Below are 17,539 nucleotides of genomic sequence, written 5' to 3' on the forward strand. Positions count from 1 at the left end.
ATTATTTATTCCCTCCAGTCACTCGAATTCTTGGATCAATTAATCCGTAAAGGAGGTCAACGATTAAAATAATAACGATAAAGGCAAATGCATATAAAAGGGTTGTCCCCATAATTGTCGGATAGTCATTGACCAGAACTGAGGAAACAAATTGCTCCCCAATACCCGGTATTGCAAAAATTTGCTCAATAACCATAGATCCGGTCATTATGTTTACAGCCATTGGTCCGATAACCGTTATTAATGGGATAAGTGCGTTTCGAAATCCGTGTTTCCATACCCGACCGGCTTGACCAATCCCTTTAGCTTTAGCAGTAAGCATATAGTTAGATCCTAATACTTCAACCATCTCAGTTCTGATAAACCTTGCTGCTGTTGCTAATGGTGTAATTGCCAATGCAATTGTCGGTAAAATCGTATGTTCAGGTTCACCCCAGAGAGCTACCGGAAACCATCCTAGTTCAACTGCAAATACATATTGAAGAAGTCCGGCAAATACAAAGGAAGGAATAGAAGTACCCAGTACAGCGATTATTGTTGAGGTATAATCCAGAAAACCATTATGGAAAACAGCAGCAATCAATCCTAATGCGATACCTAAAATCGTTCCAATCACCATGGCTTGAAAACCTACAAGTGCTGATGGCCCTATTCGATCCAATAATATTTGGGTAACCGGGGTATTATCAAATTTAAAGGAAATTCCTAAGTCCCCTTGGACAAGTCCGGTCAAATAACGAACATATTGAACCGGAACCGGATCATTCAACCCGTATTTTTCTAAGACGATTGCCTTTTGTTCTTCACTCAATTTATCTTCTGCATTCAACGGACTTCCAGGTAACATTTTCATGAGGAAAAATGAAAGTGTTGCAATAATAAATAGTGTTACAATCATATATCCTAAACGACGTAGAATATAGCGAGCCATTTTGCCACCTCCTAAAAAGTAAAAAAATAAATGTTCTCTATTGTATGAAATTTATAGTTACATGAGGAAAGAGAGCGCACGCCAACATTTTGGCATACACTCTCTAATTTTAACGCTAGTTCAATATATTAATAAATATATTTTTTTATTTATTCAATATAAGTCCATTTCCACTCATAGTCAGCACCAAATTTATTGTAGAAAATGTTATGGACTTTTGGTGAGCTTAATAAAGCCAATGAACGTTGATACATAGGGACAATTGCTGCATCTTCAAACAAGATTTTTTCTGCTTGTAACATAGCTTCATAACGTTTGTCTTGGTCATTCGCTAATGTTGTTTGAACATCTTGAAGCAGTTTATCATATTCCGGATTTGAATAACCCATTTTGTTGTTTCCGCCATCGGTAATCCATAGACTTAAGAAGGTATATGGATCTAGGTAGTCCGGACCCCAACCGGCAAATTGGATATCATAGTCTTGAGCTGTATCAGCATCAATTCTTTGTTCGAATGGAACGTTTTTAATCGTAATTTCCAATCCCGGCAAGTTTGTTTTTAATTGATTGGCAACATATTCATTAAAGACTTTTGCACTTTCACCGTCATCGCCCATGAACTCTAATGAAACACTAGTCACACCAAGTTCTTTCAGACCTTGTTCCCAATATTTCTTCGCTTCTTCTTTATTATAGACAGCTAAATCACCGTTTTGCTCACGGAAATCTTTACCAGTACTCGGTACTTCCACAAAGTCTTTTGGTATTAACCCGTTGGCTGCGAATGAACCGTTATTGAGAATTTCATTAACGCCGGCTTCTTTATCGACTGCCATCATGATTGCTTTCCGAATATTGACATTTGCCAATGGTGTTTTTTCACCGTTACGTACTTGGTTTAGTTTTAAATAGAATACGGTAGCTTGCGGAATGGTGATAAAATCGTCATTGGAAGAATACATGTCAACTAAATCTGAAGATAAACCTGCACGGTCCACTTCACCTTTTTCATATAAATCGACACCGGCTTGCGGGTCTTTTACGACAACGAAAGTAATTTTGTCTAATTTAACGGAATCTTTATCCCAATAATTTTCGTTTTTTACAAGTTCCCATTTATTAGCAGTACTGGTCCATTTTTCTAAAGTAAATGGTCCGTTAAATAATAAAGTTTCGGTACTTGTTGCATATTTATCACCTTGTGACTCAACGAATTTTTGATTCATTGGCAGGAAGGTTCCGAAAGTTGTCAGTGATTCGAAATAAGGTGTAGGGTTTTCTAATTCAACGACTAAAGTATGGTCATCTTCTGCCCGCACACCCAGTTCTTCAACAGCTACTTCGCCTTTGTTAACGGCTGTTGCGTTTTTAATAACGCCGCCCATCATATATGGACCATATTCTGAACCTGTTGCCGGGTCAACTGCACGGCGCCATGCATATACGAAATCATGCGCTGTTACAGGGTCACCGTTAGACCATTTGGCATCTTCACGTAATTTAAAAGTCCAAGTTAAACCATCATCGGATACTTTATGATCGATTGCCATTCCATCTTCAACTTTCCCGTCCTTTCCTAAGCGATATAAACCTTCCATTGATTCGCCTAAGAATTGAAAGGCATATTGGTCAGTTGCCATTGAAGAATCCATTGTCGGAATCTGATCACCATTCATTAAACGTAATACTTGTTCAGATGATTTATCAGTGTCTCCTGATCCTTTTTCTGAACTTTCATCTGATTTACCGCCACAAGCCGCTAAAACTGTGCTTACTAATAGTAAAGCAGCCAGTAGCAGTGACCACTTCTTCTTCATAAAAGATAGCCCCCCTATATTTTAATCTTCTGAATTTTGGAACTGGATGTTCCTAGTAATGAAGGTATATTACGAAGTATACAGTTAATTATTATTTTTGTAAAGAGAAAATTAAATATTAGTATAAGGTTTGTCGTGATTATTCGTAATTTACCAAATTAGGTGTTTTATGGTTGAATTGGTATAGATAAAATAATCGTATTGTTTAACAAGATTTGTAGGAAGTAGTTTTCACTAATCTGTACGTGGTATAATGACAGCGACTATTTAAAATAGGTGAAATCAATGAAAGAGAAATTACAACTAGGTTGATTTAAAATATTAGTATAGTTTAACAAGATTTGTAGGAAGCAGTTTTCACTAATCTGTACACATGGAATAATGACAACAACTACTTAAAATAGGTGAAATCAATGAAAGAGAAACGACAAGCAGGTTTATTTTTAGTGAATATGGCAGTTATTTTCGTAGTTTTTTTCTTTGGGTCTGAACATACTCTAATCAGTTTCATTAATACCGTGTTTTACGTCGGGTTGATTTATGTGGTAACTGTCTTGTTCATGTTCACGGTAAAGGGTGGATTTTTTGACGGGCTTGTCTTTGGATTTAGGCGATATAACCATATTATGTTTAAAAGAAAAGATTATTTGGAGGAATGGAAGAAAAAACCTCTTCCGTCAGAATCGTTCAATATCCGATTATACCGATTATTACAATTTCAATGCTATATGCTAGTAGGAGGGTTAATTGTTCTACTTATCATATATTACATGGTTCGATAACTTTAGGGACAACTCAGCCATAAATATATTTTTAACTGACTACTAAATGGGATAGTAGTTAATTAAACTATTGAAAGAGGTTAGTTTCCATAATCGATCTAAAAATGCCCGGCTTCCACAAACATCGGAAACCGGGCATTTTCATTATATCTATTCTATTATTCTAGTGATTATTTTCCGGCTACAGCAGCTTCTACTTCACTCATCGAGATGCCCAATGCTTTTGCCACCCCTTCACCATAAGCCGGATCCGCTTTGTAGCAGTTTGTAATATGACGTAATTGAACTTCTTTTGTCGTTCCTTGCATATTACGGGCTGTATTTTCAAATAATCTTTGTTGCTCTTCCGGTGTCATGAGGCGGAACAATTTACCCGGTTGTTCATAATAATTGTCATCATCTTCACGAAAATTATGATAATCAGCAGTACCGAAAATATCTAGAGCCGGTTCCTGATGTTCCGGACTATCTTCCCACTCACCGTAGCTGTTCGGATAATAAGAAACGGATCCTCCTTCAGCCGCATTGAAAATTCTCATTGCACCGTCACGATGATAGGGATGGAAGTTTTTCGCATTTTTTGGATAATTTACCGGAATTTGCCAATGATTTACTCCTAATCGATAGCGTTGGGTATCCCCGTAAGAGAATAGACGTCCTTGCAACATTTTATCCGGGGAAAATCCAATACCCGGCACAATGTTTGTAGGTGCAAATGCTGCTTGCTCTACTTCGGCAAAATAGTTTTCCGGGTTGCGATTTAATTCAACCACACCGACTTCAATTAATGGGAAGTCTTTTTGATACCATACTTTTGTTAAATCAAACGGGTTATATGGTAGATTGCGAGCTTCCTCTTCGGTCATGACTTGAATGTACATAGTCCATCTCGGATAATCACCACGTTCGATAGCTTCATATAAATCTCTTTGATGGCTGTCACGGTCACGGCCGATTAATTCTTGTGCTTCTTGATCGGTTAAGCATTTAATTCCTTGTTGTGTTTTGAAGTGGAATTTTACCCAAATGCGTTCATTATCTGCATTAAACATCGAATACGTATGACTGCCAAACATATGCATATGTCTGTAGCTTGCCGGGATACCACGGTCACTCATGGTAATCGTCACTTGGTGTAAAGCTTCAGGTAGAGAACTCCAGAAATCCCAGTTTGCCTGCGCACTATGCATGTTTGTTTTTGGGTCACGTTTGACTACGTGGTTTAAGTCAGGGAAACGTTTAGGATCTCTCATGAAGAATACAGGTGTGTTATTACCAACAAGATCCCAATTTCCTTCTTCTGTATAAAATTTCATGGCACAACCGCGAATGTCCCGCTCGGCATCTGCGGCCCCCCGTTCTCCGGCTACCGTTGAAAAACGAATAAACATATCTGTTTTCTTACCAACTTCAGAGAAAAGAGCTGCCTTTGTATATTTCGTAATATCATTTGTTACAGTAAAAGTTCCGTATGCACCCGAACCTTTTGCGTGCATCCGCCGTTCCGGAATGACTTCCCGGTCAAAATGAGCTAATTTTTCAATAAACCAATAATCCTCCATCAAAAGCGGGCCACGTGGACCTGCCGTTTTCGAATCCTGATCATTTGGCACCGGAGCACCGAAAGCTGTTGTCAGTTTTTTCTTTTCACTCATCCTATGTACACCCCCAAAGTTTTTAAACTGATTAATAGCTATACTATATCATAATTATTTTTACTTTACAATTATTATAACTTAAAAATCGCAACTCCCCTATTTCGAAAAAATTAACCAATTATTTAGGTCTTTATTTTGATATAATACTTATTAGATCAAGTATCAGGCGGGATTACACTAAAAAATATTAAAATCGCGTTATTCTCATTTATTTATTTTTATTGATAATAAACCTAACTTTACTTTCACTTATTTTTTGTATAATAATTTCACAAGGATGAATTTTATCTTGATATTTTTCGGATATGTTGATAATATGAAAGAGCATTATTTTTGGAAAGCTAATATTCAAAATAGTGAGTCTTTCCAAGCAGATAATTTTTGACCACTTCCTGATAGGGGAGTTAAGGCCACGGACAGCCGGGTCAAATGCCGATTGGTAGCTTCGGTTGCCTTATTGATTGAGTTTAAAGCTCAAATTTTATAAGTTGGTTACTTTACAACCGGTGCAGGTGCACATCAACTTGTGAAACGATCAATAAGAGTGGTAAAAGTAATTATTTGCTATATAGACTCTGATCTTATGAAGAAATTTTGAATATTAGAGAACTTCCAAACGACCGGCCTTATGAGAAGTAGATGGTAAATCTTAATTGTATTTTTATTTGGATGATTCTTTAATATTGACTTTAATCTTTAAGCAAGTGTTGTGCGCGGCGCCGCGGTTTACACTTGCTTTTTTATTATTTTATAAACAAAATCCAATCAGTAAGGAGAAATGAAAATGGGAAAAGCGCTTGTTATCGGTGCAGGTGGCGTTGCATCTGTTGCCATTCATAAAATGGTTCAAAACAGTGATGTATTTGAAGAAATTTGCATTGCCAGCCGGACAAAAGCTAAATGTGATGCGTTAAAAGAAAAATTAGACGGCGGGAAGACAAAAATTACGACAGCCCAAGTGGATGCTAACAATGTAGACGAGCTCATTACTTTAATTAAACAAGTTAAACCGGACATTGTCGTAAATTTAGCACTTCCATATCAAGATTTAGCAATTATGGATGCTTGTCTGGCAACAAAAACTCATTATTTGGACACAGCTAACTATGAACCGGAAGATACGGCAAAATTTGAATATAGCTGGCAATGGGCTTATCGTGAACGGTTTGAAGAAGCGGGAATTACCGGCTTGTTAGGAAGCGGCTTTGATCCGGGTGTAACAAGTGTCTTTACTGCCTATGCTTTGAAACACCACTTTGATGAAATCGAGTATATCGATATTCTTGACTGTAATGCCGGCGATCACGGTTATCCATTTGCAACAAACTTTAACCCGGAAATTAATATTCGGGAAGTTTCTGCTAACGGGCGTTACTGGGAAAACGGCAACTGGGTAGAAACAAAACCGATGGAAATTAAGCGGGTTTATGACTTCCCGGAAATCGGCGAAAAAGATATGTATTTACTGTATCACGAAGAGCTTGAATCACTAGCCAAAAACGTACCCGGACTTAAACGGATTCGCTTCTTTATGACGTTCGGACAAAGTTACCTCACTCATCTTAAAGTGCTTGAAAATGTCGGCATGACTTCCATTGAGCCGATTGAATTTGAAGGAAAACAAATAGTGCCGCTTCAATTTTTAAAAGCCGTTTTACCGGATCCGGCATCTCTCGGACCAAGGACAAAAGGAAAAACAAATATCGGCTGTATTTTCCGCGGCAAAAAAGATGGAAAAGAAAAAACCTACTATTTATATAATGTCTGTGACCATGAAGAATGTTATCGTGAAGTCGGTTCCCAAGCCGTATCCTATACCACAGGGGTACCGGCCATGATAGGTGCCATGATGGTATTGAACAGATATTGGAAAAAACCGGGCGTTTGGAACTTAGAAGAATTAGATCCGGATCCGTTCATGGATGCATTAAACAAATGGGGACTCCCGTGGAAAGAAAGTTTTGATCCGGAGTTAGTGGACTGATGAGATTTGAAGAATTACCAACTCCTTGTTATGTCGTTGATGAAAAGCTTTTGGAAAACAACTTAAAAATCTTAAACGGGGTAATGGAGCGGACAGGTGCTAAAATTGTTTTGGCGCAAAAAGCATTCTCTATGTTTAAATTGTATCCGCTCCTCGCCAAGTACTTGAACGGAACAACGGCAAGCGGCCTATATGAAGCCCGGCTCGGATATGAGGAAATGGGAAAAGAAAATCATGTCTTTTCCCCGGCCTACCGTGATGATGAAATGGATGAAATTGTTTTGATTTGCGATCATATTATTTTTAATTCTTTCTCACAGCTGGAGAAGTTTAAAGATAAAGTTTTGAAGGCCGGTAAAAAAGTTGGGTTGCGCATTAATCCGGAATGTTCCACACAAGATGGGCATGCCATCTATGATCCATGTTCACCCGGATCCCGCTTAGGGGTAACAGTCGACCAGTTTCGCCCTGAATTGTTGGAAGGTGTTTCCGGGCTTCATTTTCACACCCTCTGCCAACAAAACGCTGATGATCTGGAAACGACATTACATGCGGTTGAAGAAAATTTTGGCCAGTGGTTGCCCCAAATGGAATGGATTAACTTTGGCGGTGGACATCATATTACAAGAGAAGATTATGATATCCCGTTACTTGAAAAATGTATTAAGAGGATGCAAGATACGTACGGTTTGGAAGTCTATCTTGAGCCGGGGGAAGCTGTGGCACTTAACGCCGGGTATTTAGTAACAACTGTCCTTGATACAATCAAAAACGGAATCGATATTGCCATTCTTGATACATCGGCCACTTGCCACATGCCAGATGTATTAGAAATGCCTTATCGTCCACCCTTGTTCGAGTCTGGTGAGCCGGGTGAAAAGCCATATACGTACCGACTTGGCGGACCTACTTGCCTTGCCGGTGACATCATTGGTGATTACTCGTTTGATCAACCATTAAAACCCGGCGATCGCCTGATTTTCGGTGACATGGCCATCTACACAATGGTGAAAAATACCACCTTTAACGGTATGCCGCTCCCGACTATTGCCATTAAAAAAAAGGACGGCGATTGTGAAATCATCCGCCAATTCGGATACGAAGATTTTAAGATGAGGTTATCATAAATTTGCAAGAGGCTTTCCGGAAGTAATGGGGCACTTCCTTTTAGAAAGCCTCTTTTTTCATGTGCTTAACGTCAAACTTCCGGTAAGGCAAATTTGTCCTACTAACAGCCACTGAGAATCTCTACTGATTGAAGTTTTCACTTTATTCGCGGGCTATAATTTTCCTTCAGCCATCAATCCTTATATATGTATGGTAATTTTGTTTAAAACAGTCATTGTAATGTTAATTCATGTTATTTAACAATATAATTTTTTTATTATACAATAATTATGGTGAGAAATTTTCAAGTTATAACTTTTCTCAAATTTGTACAAACTTAATAATACAGGGAAATTGTACTACCCGGGCCTTTTGTTTGACAAATATATTTACTATTATATAATAATTATTGTAAAAGAAATTTGTTATGTGCTTCACAAAATTTTCCCATATTTTTACAGAATTCTAAAATATTTACAATAATACATAGGAGGTATTTATTATGTCATTAGTAGGAAAGCAAGTATTACCATTTAAATTACAAGCATACAAAAACGGCGAATTTGTAGAAGTAACGGAAGAAGATTTCAAAGGACATTGGAGCATTTTATGTTTCTATCCGGCAGATTTTACATTTGTTTGCCCGACTGAACTCGAAGACCTCCAAGAACATTATGCGACTTTCAAAGATCTTGGCGTTGAAGTTTATTCCTGTTCAGCCGATACACATTTTACCCATAAAGCTTGGCATGACCATTCCGATGCCATTAGTAAAATTGAATATACGATGATTGGGGACCCTTCCCATAAACTTATCGAAATGTTTGATGTCCTAAGGGAAGAAGAAGGTCTTGCGGATCGTGGAACATTCATTATCGATCCGGATGGTGTCATTCAAGCAGTTGAAATTAATGCAGATGGTATTGGACGTGATGCAGCCAGCCTAGTTGACAAAATTAAAGCAGCTCAATATGTTCGCACACATCCAGGTGAAGTTTGTCCGGCAAAATGGAAAGAAACAGGAGAAACGCTGAAACCAAGTCTTGACCTTGTCGGAAAAATTTAAGGAGTGCTTATAAATGATACTAGATGCGGATATTAAAGCACAATTAAATCAATATCTTCAGTTAATGGAGAACGATATCATCATTAAAGTAAGTGCGGGTTCTGATAAAGTATCAGGTGACATGCTGGCTCTTGTTGACGAGCTGGCTACGATGTCATCGAAAATTAAAATTGAACATACTACTTTACAAAGAACACCAAGCTTTAGTGTGAATCGTGTGGGAGAAGATACCGGAGTTGTTTTTGCCGGTATCCCTTTAGGCCATGAATTTACTTCACTTGTGCTTGCGCTATTACAGGTAAGCGGTCGACCGCCAAAAGTTGAACAAAAACTGATCGACCAAGTTAAAAGCTTAACCGGTGAATATCATTTTGAAACATTCGTCAGCTTAACTTGTCATAATTGTCCTGAAGTTGTTCAGGCTCTAAACATCATGAGTGTCCTTAACCCGAATATTACACATACAATGATTGACGGTGCGGCTTACAAAGAAGAAGCCGAAAGTAAAAACATTATGGCGGTGCCGACTGTTTTCTTAAACGGCGAGGAATTTGGCAGCGGCCGGATGTCACTCGAAGAAATTCTGGTCAAACTTGGGAAAACATCGGACCCATCTGAGTTTATGAATAAAGATCCGTTTGACGTTCTCGTTGTCGGCGGTGGTCCTGCCGGTGCGAGTGCCGCTATTTACGCTGCAAGGAAAGGAATTCGTACCGGAGTTGTGGCAGAACGATTCGGCGGTCAAATCATGGATACCAAGGGCATTGAAAACTTTATCAGCGTAAAATACACTGAGGGTCCGCAACTTGCTGCCAGTTTAGAAGAGCATGTGAAAGAATACAATATTGATATAATGAACTTGCAACGGGCAAAACGTTTAGAAAAGAAAGATAACCTTGTCCATATTGAATTGGAAAACGGCGCAGTTTTAAAAAGTAAGACAGTCATTCTTTCAACCGGTGCACGTTGGCGCAATATAGGCGTACCGGGTGAAGAAGAATTCAAGACAAAAGGTGTCGCCTATTGCCCGCATTGTGACGGTCCGTTGTTTGCCGGAAAACATGTTGCGGTCATCGGTGGTGGAAACTCCGGGATTGAAGCGGCGATTGATCTCGCAGGAGTTGTTAAACATGTGACCGTTATTGAATTTATGCCGGAATTAAAAGCCGACCAAGTACTTCAAGATCGTCTTCACAGTTTATCAAATGTGACAGTGATTACAAACGCCCAAACGAAAGAAATCACCGGAACTGATAAAGTAAACGGACTGACTTATATTGACCGGACAACCGGAGAAGAACACCATATTGAGCTAGCCGGTGTTTTTGTTCAAATCGGTCTTGTTCCCAACACCGATTGGTTAGAAGGTACGGTTGAACGAAATCGCATGGGTGAAATTATTGTTGATAAGCGTGGTGCAACCAATATCCCGGGTGTCTTTGCTGCCGGCGACTGTAGTGATAGTCCATATAAACAAATTATCATTTCCATGGGATCCGGTGCAACGGCGGCCTTGGGAGCATTTGATTATTTAATCCGAAACTAACCCGGAAACCAAAAAAACTACGCAAAAAACCGTTATACTGCTTATTCTGTAGTATAACGGTTTTTTATATTTTTATTCTTTCTATGTGTTTTTGGTGTCTGACTTCGTAATGTTATTCATTTACAATTGGTAATATACCCTTTTTATGATAATACAACAGGAAGCGGATCGCCTAAAGCGAGTTCATCGACTTTTACAATTGCGTCATATGCTAAAATTTGCACACCTTGTTCCACTGCTTTTAATAAAGCTTCTGTAAAAGTTTTATCCATTTCTTTATTAGGAGTAAAAGTGGAGCAACCTTTCATTTGTACGACAAACAAGATAGTTCCGCTGTATCCCTTTTGTACGGCTTTTACCATCTCCAATATATGTTTTGTCCCTCGTAACGTCGGTGCATCCGGAAATAGCGCCAACCCGTTCTTTTCCAAAGTGACACCTTTTACTTCAATAAAGCCGCTTTCATTTCCCTTTTCAAAATAAAGATCGAACCGGGAATCGCCAAACGGAACTTCCCTTTTCACCGTGTTTAGCATTCCGAGTTCTTTCACCTTTCCCGTTGTAATTGCCTCAAAAACAACGGTATTGGGCGCTTGTGAATCAATATTTACCCAAATATCATTTTTACAAACAGCAATGAGAGAATATTTTGTTTTCCTGTTTGGATTATCACTCACTTCTAACCGCACGTCAGCATCCGGTTGTAGCAACTCTGTTAAACGGCCGGTATTTTTAATATGAGCCGCTTCTTTTTTTCCATGAATGAAAACTTCGGCAATAAACCTGTTCACCCGCCGATGCAGTTTACCATGGACTATTTCCCCGTACTTCATAAGTTCACTTCCAATAAGCGGTTTTAGGTTATGTGATGAATAATCGTGTAACAATGGAGGCGTTTAATAATAGGAAAAGGAAGTACAATTGCCAAATCGGCAATTTATACTTCCTGTAACTGACGAGTTTTGTCATCCGTATTTGTCGGTATTTCTTCCTCTAGGCCAAGCGTCTTTGCTGTAGAGGAATGAATTTCTTGAAGAAGGTCCGGGTTTTTAGCTAAAGATACACCATAGGAAGGAATCATTTCTTTAATTTTTGATTCCCATTTCGGCATATATTGCGGGAAACATCTTTCCAATACTTCAAGCATAACATGTACGGCTGTTGAAGCGCCGGGTGAAGCACCAAGTAAAGCGGCAATCGAGCCATCACTGCTATTTACAACTTCCGTACCGAATTGAAGTGTTCCTTTCCCACCGGTCTCCGTATCTTTAATTACTTGTACACGTTGACCTGCTACGACCATATCCCAATCCTCAAGTTTGGCGTTCGGAATAAACTCACGTAACTCCTCTAACCGTTGTTCATTTGATAACATAAGTTGTTGAATTAAGTATTTTGTTAGCGACATTTCTTTTACACCGGCAGCCAACATCGTAAGCACATTATTTGGTTTTACGGAGCTAATTAAATCAAAGTTTGAACCGGTTTTTAAAAATTTCGGTGAGAAACCAGCAAACGGTCCAAACAACAAAGTCTTTTTATTATTAATATACCGGGTATCAAGATGTGGCACGGACATCGGCGGAGCGCCAACTTTTGCTTTACCGTAAACTTTTGCATGATGTTTTTCGATAAGTTCTTCATTTTTACAAACCATAAATAATCCGCTAACCGGGAAACCGCCAATATGTTTTGATTCAGGAATTCCCGTTTTTTGCAATAACGGCAAAGAACCGCCACCGGCACCGATAAAAATAAATTTTGCTATATAAGACTTATTTTGACCGGCGTCAATATCATGTACTTTTACTTCCCACAATCCTTCACTTGTCCGTTTAATATCTTTCACATAATGTTTATAATTAATCTCGACGTTTTCCTTTTTTAAGTGTTCAAACAACATTCGAGTTAATGCACCAAAGTTGACATCTGTTCCGGAATCCATTTTTGTAGCCGCAATCGGTTCATTTAGTTTACGGCCTTCCATCATCACCGGAATCCATTCTTTCAGTTTTTCCGGATCATCCGAAAATTCCATCCCTTGGAACAGCGGGTTATCAGCTAATGCATTAAAGCGTTTTCTTAAAAATTCTACGTTCTTTTCCCCTTCGACAAAACTCATATGGGGTAATGGCATGATAAAGTCCTGTGGATTACGAATCAAATTACTTTTTACAAGATAAGACCAAAATTGTTTTGATACTTGAAACTGTTCATTCACTTTTATTGCTTTGCTAATATCTATGGATCCGTCCGGTTTTTCGACGGTGTAGTTGAGCTCGCACAGTGCAGAATGACCCGTCCCCGCATTATTCCATTCATTGGAACTTTCCTCTCCGGGTTTTTCGAGCTTTTCAAACACTGTAATTTCCCACTCCGGTATCAATTCCTTTAACAACGAACCGAGCGTGGCACTCATAATTCCGGCGCCAATTAAGATGACATCTGTTTTTGTTTGTCTATTACTCATTTTCCCCACCTTATCCCCTTTTGAATTCTTGGAAAAGCTGCAGGCGGTTGCATTCCGAAAAAAGACGGAAAACAGTCAGACTACACACCTTTCCCGAATCAATTATAACCTAACTCTAGTCTACCAGAATCTTTCAGTGATTAAAACATTATTTTACTATTCTAAGATAGTTACAATTTACACCAAATGTGGAAATTATGCAAATATTTGATTTGTGATTTTTTAAACAAAATAATGTTCATTTTCTTAGGCTTGTTGTCGTTTCATCACCGACTTTATAAATCTTTGAGATTCTTATCCAACTGTTGCTTTCTTTCCTCCGTTCCCTTAAAAAACGCTCGAAAAAAATCTAATGTGACTTTTCCAAGGGTTAAGATAAATATCCCTAAAGAAAATGATCATACAACTGAACGAGTGACTGTTTTACGTAGAAAAGTATTGGGGTAAATTATCCCTTTTCCACCGGATTGTCGCTATATGAAACCCAGTCACTGTAACTTCCTGCGTATAGTTTTACATTTTGATAGCCTGCGATTTTTAGAGCTATATAATTAGGCGTTGCCGTGACACCTGATCCGCAATAGACAATAATTGGTTCCTTTTGATCCAACTCGGCAAATCTTTTTTTCTGTTCTTCGCTTCCTTTGAAGAAACCATTTTCCAACCCTTCTGCCCAAAATTTATGCATGGCCCCCGGAATATGTCCGGGAATTTTATCAATTGGTTCCTCTTTTCCCAAATAGCGTGCTTTTTCTCTTGAATCAATTAAAATTGGCGACTTTTTCTTATTGGCGACAATTTCCTTAATCTCTTCATAAGTTGCCAGCATCTCTTTTCGAATACTTACCTTATATTGAGCAGATTCCGGCTTTGGCACTTCTTTTGTTGTCGGGTAACCCGCTTCAACCCAACCTTTAAAACCTCCATTTAACACGTAGACTTTGTCATGTCCAATATATGTAAGCAGCCACCAAAACCGGGATGCGAACGCCCCCTCTCCTCCATCATAGGCGACGACCGTTTTCGTATTATCAATTCCCGCTTGCTCTATTTCATGTCGAAACTGTTCAATATCCGGAAGCGGGTGCCTCCCTCCATGTTTGGAAACAGGTGCAGATAATTGTTTTTCCAAATCGAAAAAGTATGCACCCGGGATATGGCCCGCCTTATATAGACGTTCTCCCTCATCCGGCTTGCTTAATGAAAAACGGCAGTCGACTATTTTTACATCTTTATTGGCTAATTGTTCGAGCAACCATTCTTGATTAACAACATACTCCACTTTAACAACCCCCGTTCAATAGTTTTATTATAAAATTAATGTGGGCCTAGATTCAGCAATATCCTTTATTCTTGTGAATTTTTCGTATATATTCTATTATAAACCCAAATGATTAGCAGGGGATATTGCTTAGGACGACCTTACACAAGGTTTAAACTCAATTACTTATGGTACGGTTCTCCGTAACAGTTCTAAATTAGGTACTTTAGATCTTACAAGCTGCTTATGTTCCTTTTACAGGACTTCTCATGTTGAAGCAACCATTCTTTTCTCCACAGACCTCCTGCATAACCAGTTAATTTCCCATTAGAACCGATTACTCTGTGACATGGAATGACAATGCTTAACTTGTTTTTCCCATTGGCACTCCCAACTGCTCTGATCGCTTTTTCATTCCCAATGAAAAGGGCAATATCCTTATAAGAACCCGTTTCCGCATAGGGGATTTCTATTAAAGCTTCCCATACTTTTTTTTGAAAGTCAGTCCCTTCAAGTTGATACGGAAATGAAAAGTCATGACGTTTACCTTTAAAATATTCGTCAAGTTGAGTATAGCATTCTGCTAAAACCGGAGGAGTTTCGGCTTGTAAAAAATTCTGCTTTTTATCTTTTTCAGAAAACAAAATTGAGTGGATAGCTTCATTCGTGCCAATTATTTCGATTACACCAATTGGTGATTCATAATCCAATTTATGTCTAATTGTCATATAAGGACCTCCAAAGATAAAAGGTTGCATATGCCTGCCAACCTTCCCAATCTGCTACATACATCTTTATTTCTTCTATGGTCGGTTTTCTCTCAAGATTTAATAGCTTCTTTAAGGCATTATGAAGTTCGACATCGGCCACTGGAAATGAGGAGGGTACGTGCATGCATTTCATCATCACATAATCTGCCGTCCATGCTCCAATACCTCTTATCATCATTAATGACTTTTTAATTTGTTGATAATCATTCCTCAGAAGCAATGATTCTTTGTCTAAATCGCCATTTGTCATAGCTTGAGCAATACCAATGATATATTCTGCCTTCCTATTCGTAAATTGAAACTTCCTTAAATCATCAACGTTTATGAAAGCTATTTTTTCAAATGAAGGAAATAACCAAAACGTTTCTCCCTGAAACCTTATTGATTCGCCATATTGTTCTACAAAGCGTTTCTTTAATGTATAAGCAAATGTTAAATTAATTTGTTGGCCCATAATCGCCCATACTAATGCTTCAAATAAATCCGGAATGCACATAATCCGTAATCCATAATACTTATGAACAAGTGTCTTTAAATTTTCATCTTGACCAGCCAGTTGGTAAAATCCCCCTAATTCCTGTTCCAAATCAAACCACTCCCAAATATACTCAGCTACTTTTTTATTTGTTCTTTATATAGACCTTTTTTCCGACAATACTCTGCTAAATCCGCTTGATTCATAGTATATGTTTCCATAACTACCAGGAACTTATCTTCACTGCTCCATTGTTCAGAACTTTGTCCTTCACCGGGAGTAGGGTTTACGGCTATTCTGGCTTCTTTCCTCCACTTATATAGAGTGGGTTCTGTGATTCCAAGCTCTTTACTTAACTGACTTACAGATTCATTATTAGGGGGCATCATTCTATTGAGAATGCCTTTTTCATCTCCTCCGTATAGCGTTTACCATTATTACTTTTCATGTCGATCAACCTCCGTGTGTTAGTTAAACTATACACTAAAGTTGTCTACGACATCTATCCTAACAGAGGGGGTTATTCCAAGAAGGTTTAGCACTCTTTTGGAATTATTAAACTAAGCGAAGATTAGTTGAAGATAAACCTCATTCATTGGATGAGGCTATATCTTTTACAGTGTGGATGCTTACTTTTTTGTTCTTCTTATGGGAATATAAATATCTACTTCGGACTCTTCATCATTTGCTCCTTTAAATCGCTCATCATAAATCTCAAAATCATCTGCTTCTTCTAAATCATAACCTGATTTCGGGAGCCAACTACCGTAGATATAATCAAAAGCTTGCCCTAAATCCTCTAGCTTTCCTTTATGGGTAACCACTACATATTCTCTTTTAGGAATGATTTTAGATACCATTTTTTTTGGAATAGTAGTTATGTCTTTTACAGGGACACAAGCCATATACGTGAATTCTTCATTTATATGGTTCATTGAAAATTCACTGATGCCCATCATTACATTTGGTGAGACCCTGTTTTTTATTTCTCGGACTCTAGTATGGAATTCTTCCCATAGCAATGGAACTTTACTTTCTGATAGTGTAGTCGAGCATGTTAATCCTACAACTGAAAATTCATCTTTTACAACAATTCTCGGATTCATTATAACACCTCCATAAATATAAAGTAGATTTTGTCCTGTTAGTCGTTGTTTTTCTCTTATCAGCACTCGTTTCTGTTGTTTGCGATACACTCCCGGTGTAACCTGAAACATTTTTTTGAAGGCTCTTGTAAAAGACTCCTGAGTTTCAAATTGGTATTCAAGAGCAATATCTATGATTCTCGAATTAGTATATAGAAGATCACATGCAGCTTTTGTTAATCGTCTCCTTCGTATATACTCGCTTACTGATTCTTTTACGTAAGATTGAAATATTCGATGAAAGTGATACATAGAATATCCTACCATCTTCGCAATGTCTTCTAACGAAATACTATTTTTCAGATTATCCTCAATGTAATCAATTGCTGTTCGAATACCTTCTATATATCTCAATTTACCTCCCCCCTTGTTCTTACTTAAATTTTACTATCCTATAAACAAAAATTTTTGACTTTTTCTGCTTTTTTATTCGATACTTTCATAATCAAATACTCGGTTTGAGGTACTTAATTAGGGGCTGCTGAACGAATCACATGCAGAAAGTCATTTGAGAAATCAACCGTTGA

General features: G+C 38.2%; 13 protein-coding genes and 1 pseudogene. 5 read left to right on the top strand and 9 right to left on the bottom strand.

The genetic code is table 11. The annotated features are described in order from the left end of the window. Nucleotide 1: 1 nt before the first annotated feature. Complete coding sequence (gene opp3b, locus LIZ98_RS09460; RefSeq protein ID WP_041845888.1) at nt 2–931, bottom strand: oligopeptide ABC transporter permease; 930 nt, start codon at nt 929–931, stop codon at nt 2–4. A gap of 149 nt (nt 932–1,080) precedes the next feature. After that, nucleotides 1,081–2,748 (bottom strand): peptide ABC transporter substrate-binding protein, encoded by a 1,668-nt coding sequence (locus LIZ98_RS09465; protein WP_227139521.1) that lies wholly within the window; start codon nt 2,746–2,748, stop codon nt 1,081–1,083. A 413-nt stretch (nt 2,749–3,161) separates the two neighbouring features. Between LIZ98_RS09465 and LIZ98_RS09470 the strand changes: the two genes are divergently transcribed. Then, nucleotides 3,162–3,530: a DUF3899 domain-containing protein gene (locus tag LIZ98_RS09470; RefSeq protein ID WP_041845886.1), complete on the top strand. Its 369-nt coding sequence runs from the start codon at nt 3,162–3,164 to the stop codon at nt 3,528–3,530. A 170-nt stretch (nt 3,531–3,700) separates the two neighbouring features. Here LIZ98_RS09470 and LIZ98_RS09475 read toward each other — a convergent pair whose 3' ends face one another. Beyond that, nucleotides 3,701–5,185: a catalase gene (locus LIZ98_RS09475; protein WP_034773507.1), complete on the bottom strand. Its 1,485-nt coding sequence runs from the start codon at nt 5,183–5,185 to the stop codon at nt 3,701–3,703. Nucleotides 5,186–5,972: 787 nt separating this feature from the next. Here LIZ98_RS09475 and LIZ98_RS09480 point away from each other — a divergent pair. From LIZ98_RS09480 to ahpF, 4 genes are all read left to right on the top strand, one after another. Then, nucleotides 5,973–7,172 (top strand): saccharopine dehydrogenase family protein, encoded by a 1,200-nt coding sequence (locus LIZ98_RS09480; protein ID WP_227139520.1) that lies wholly within the window; start codon nt 5,973–5,975, stop codon nt 7,170–7,172. Then, a complete protein-coding gene (gene nspC / locus LIZ98_RS09485) occupies nt 7,172–8,299 on the top strand; it encodes a carboxynorspermidine decarboxylase (protein ID WP_216408535.1) in 1,128 nt (375 codons plus the stop codon). The genes LIZ98_RS09480 and nspC overlap by 1 nt, the downstream gene beginning before the upstream one ends. Before the next feature lie 482 nt (nt 8,300–8,781). Further along, nucleotides 8,782–9,345, top strand: a complete 564-nt coding sequence (ahpC, locus tag LIZ98_RS09490; protein WP_034773514.1) for an alkyl hydroperoxide reductase subunit C — start codon at nt 8,782–8,784, stop codon at nt 9,343–9,345. Nucleotides 9,346–9,358: 13 nt separating this feature from the next. Beyond that, the gene (ahpF, locus tag LIZ98_RS09495; RefSeq protein ID WP_227139519.1) at nt 9,359–10,891 is read left to right on the top strand and encodes an alkyl hydroperoxide reductase subunit F; all 1,533 of its coding nucleotides are present in this window, start codon (nt 9,359–9,361) and stop codon (nt 10,889–10,891) included. 143 nt (nt 10,892–11,034) lie between these two features. On the opposite strand, the gene sfsA is transcribed toward ahpF, so the two are convergent. The 6 genes and pseudogenes from sfsA to LIZ98_RS09525 all read right to left on the bottom strand — a co-directional run bounded on the left by sfsA (nt 11,035) and on the right by LIZ98_RS09525 (nt 17,366). Continuing rightward, nucleotides 11,035–11,724 carry a DNA/RNA nuclease SfsA gene (sfsA, locus tag LIZ98_RS09500; RefSeq protein ID WP_227139518.1) on the bottom strand — a complete coding sequence of 230 codons (690 nt, stop codon included), beginning with the start codon at nt 11,722–11,724 and terminating at the stop codon, nt 11,035–11,037. Nucleotides 11,725–11,828: 104 nt separating this feature from the next. Then, the gene (locus tag LIZ98_RS09505; protein ID WP_227139517.1) at nt 11,829–13,361 is read right to left on the bottom strand and encodes a malate:quinone oxidoreductase; all 1,533 of its coding nucleotides are present in this window, start codon (nt 13,359–13,361) and stop codon (nt 11,829–11,831) included. Nucleotides 13,362–13,809: 448 nt separating this feature from the next. Further along, nucleotides 13,810–14,643, bottom strand: a complete 834-nt coding sequence (locus LIZ98_RS09510; RefSeq protein ID WP_227139516.1) for a sulfurtransferase — start codon at nt 14,641–14,643, stop codon at nt 13,810–13,812. A 212-nt stretch (nt 14,644–14,855) separates the two neighbouring features. Further along, on the bottom strand, nt 14,856–15,350 hold the full coding sequence (locus LIZ98_RS09515) for a methylated-DNA--[protein]-cysteine S-methyltransferase (protein ID WP_216408512.1): 495 nt from the start codon (nt 15,348–15,350) through the stop codon (nt 14,856–14,858). Beyond that, a pseudogene (locus LIZ98_RS09520) lies at nt 15,340–16,008 on the bottom strand (DNA-3-methyladenine glycosylase family protein); the annotation flags it as partial. The gene LIZ98_RS09515 and the pseudogene LIZ98_RS09520, both read right to left, overlap by 11 nt. A 488-nt stretch (nt 16,009–16,496) precedes the next feature. Continuing rightward, nucleotides 16,497–17,366, bottom strand: coding sequence for an AraC family transcriptional regulator (locus tag LIZ98_RS09525; RefSeq protein ID WP_019720106.1), 870 nt, complete (start codon nt 17,364–17,366; stop codon nt 16,497–16,499). Nucleotides 17,367–17,539: the final 173 nt, after the last annotated feature.

Origin of the sequence: Caldibacillus sp. 210928-DFI.2.18, assembly GCF_020554505.1 — a bacterium.
Taxonomy (GTDB): domain Bacteria; phylum Bacillota; class Bacilli; order Bacillales; family Caldibacillaceae; genus Caldifermentibacillus; species Caldifermentibacillus hisashii.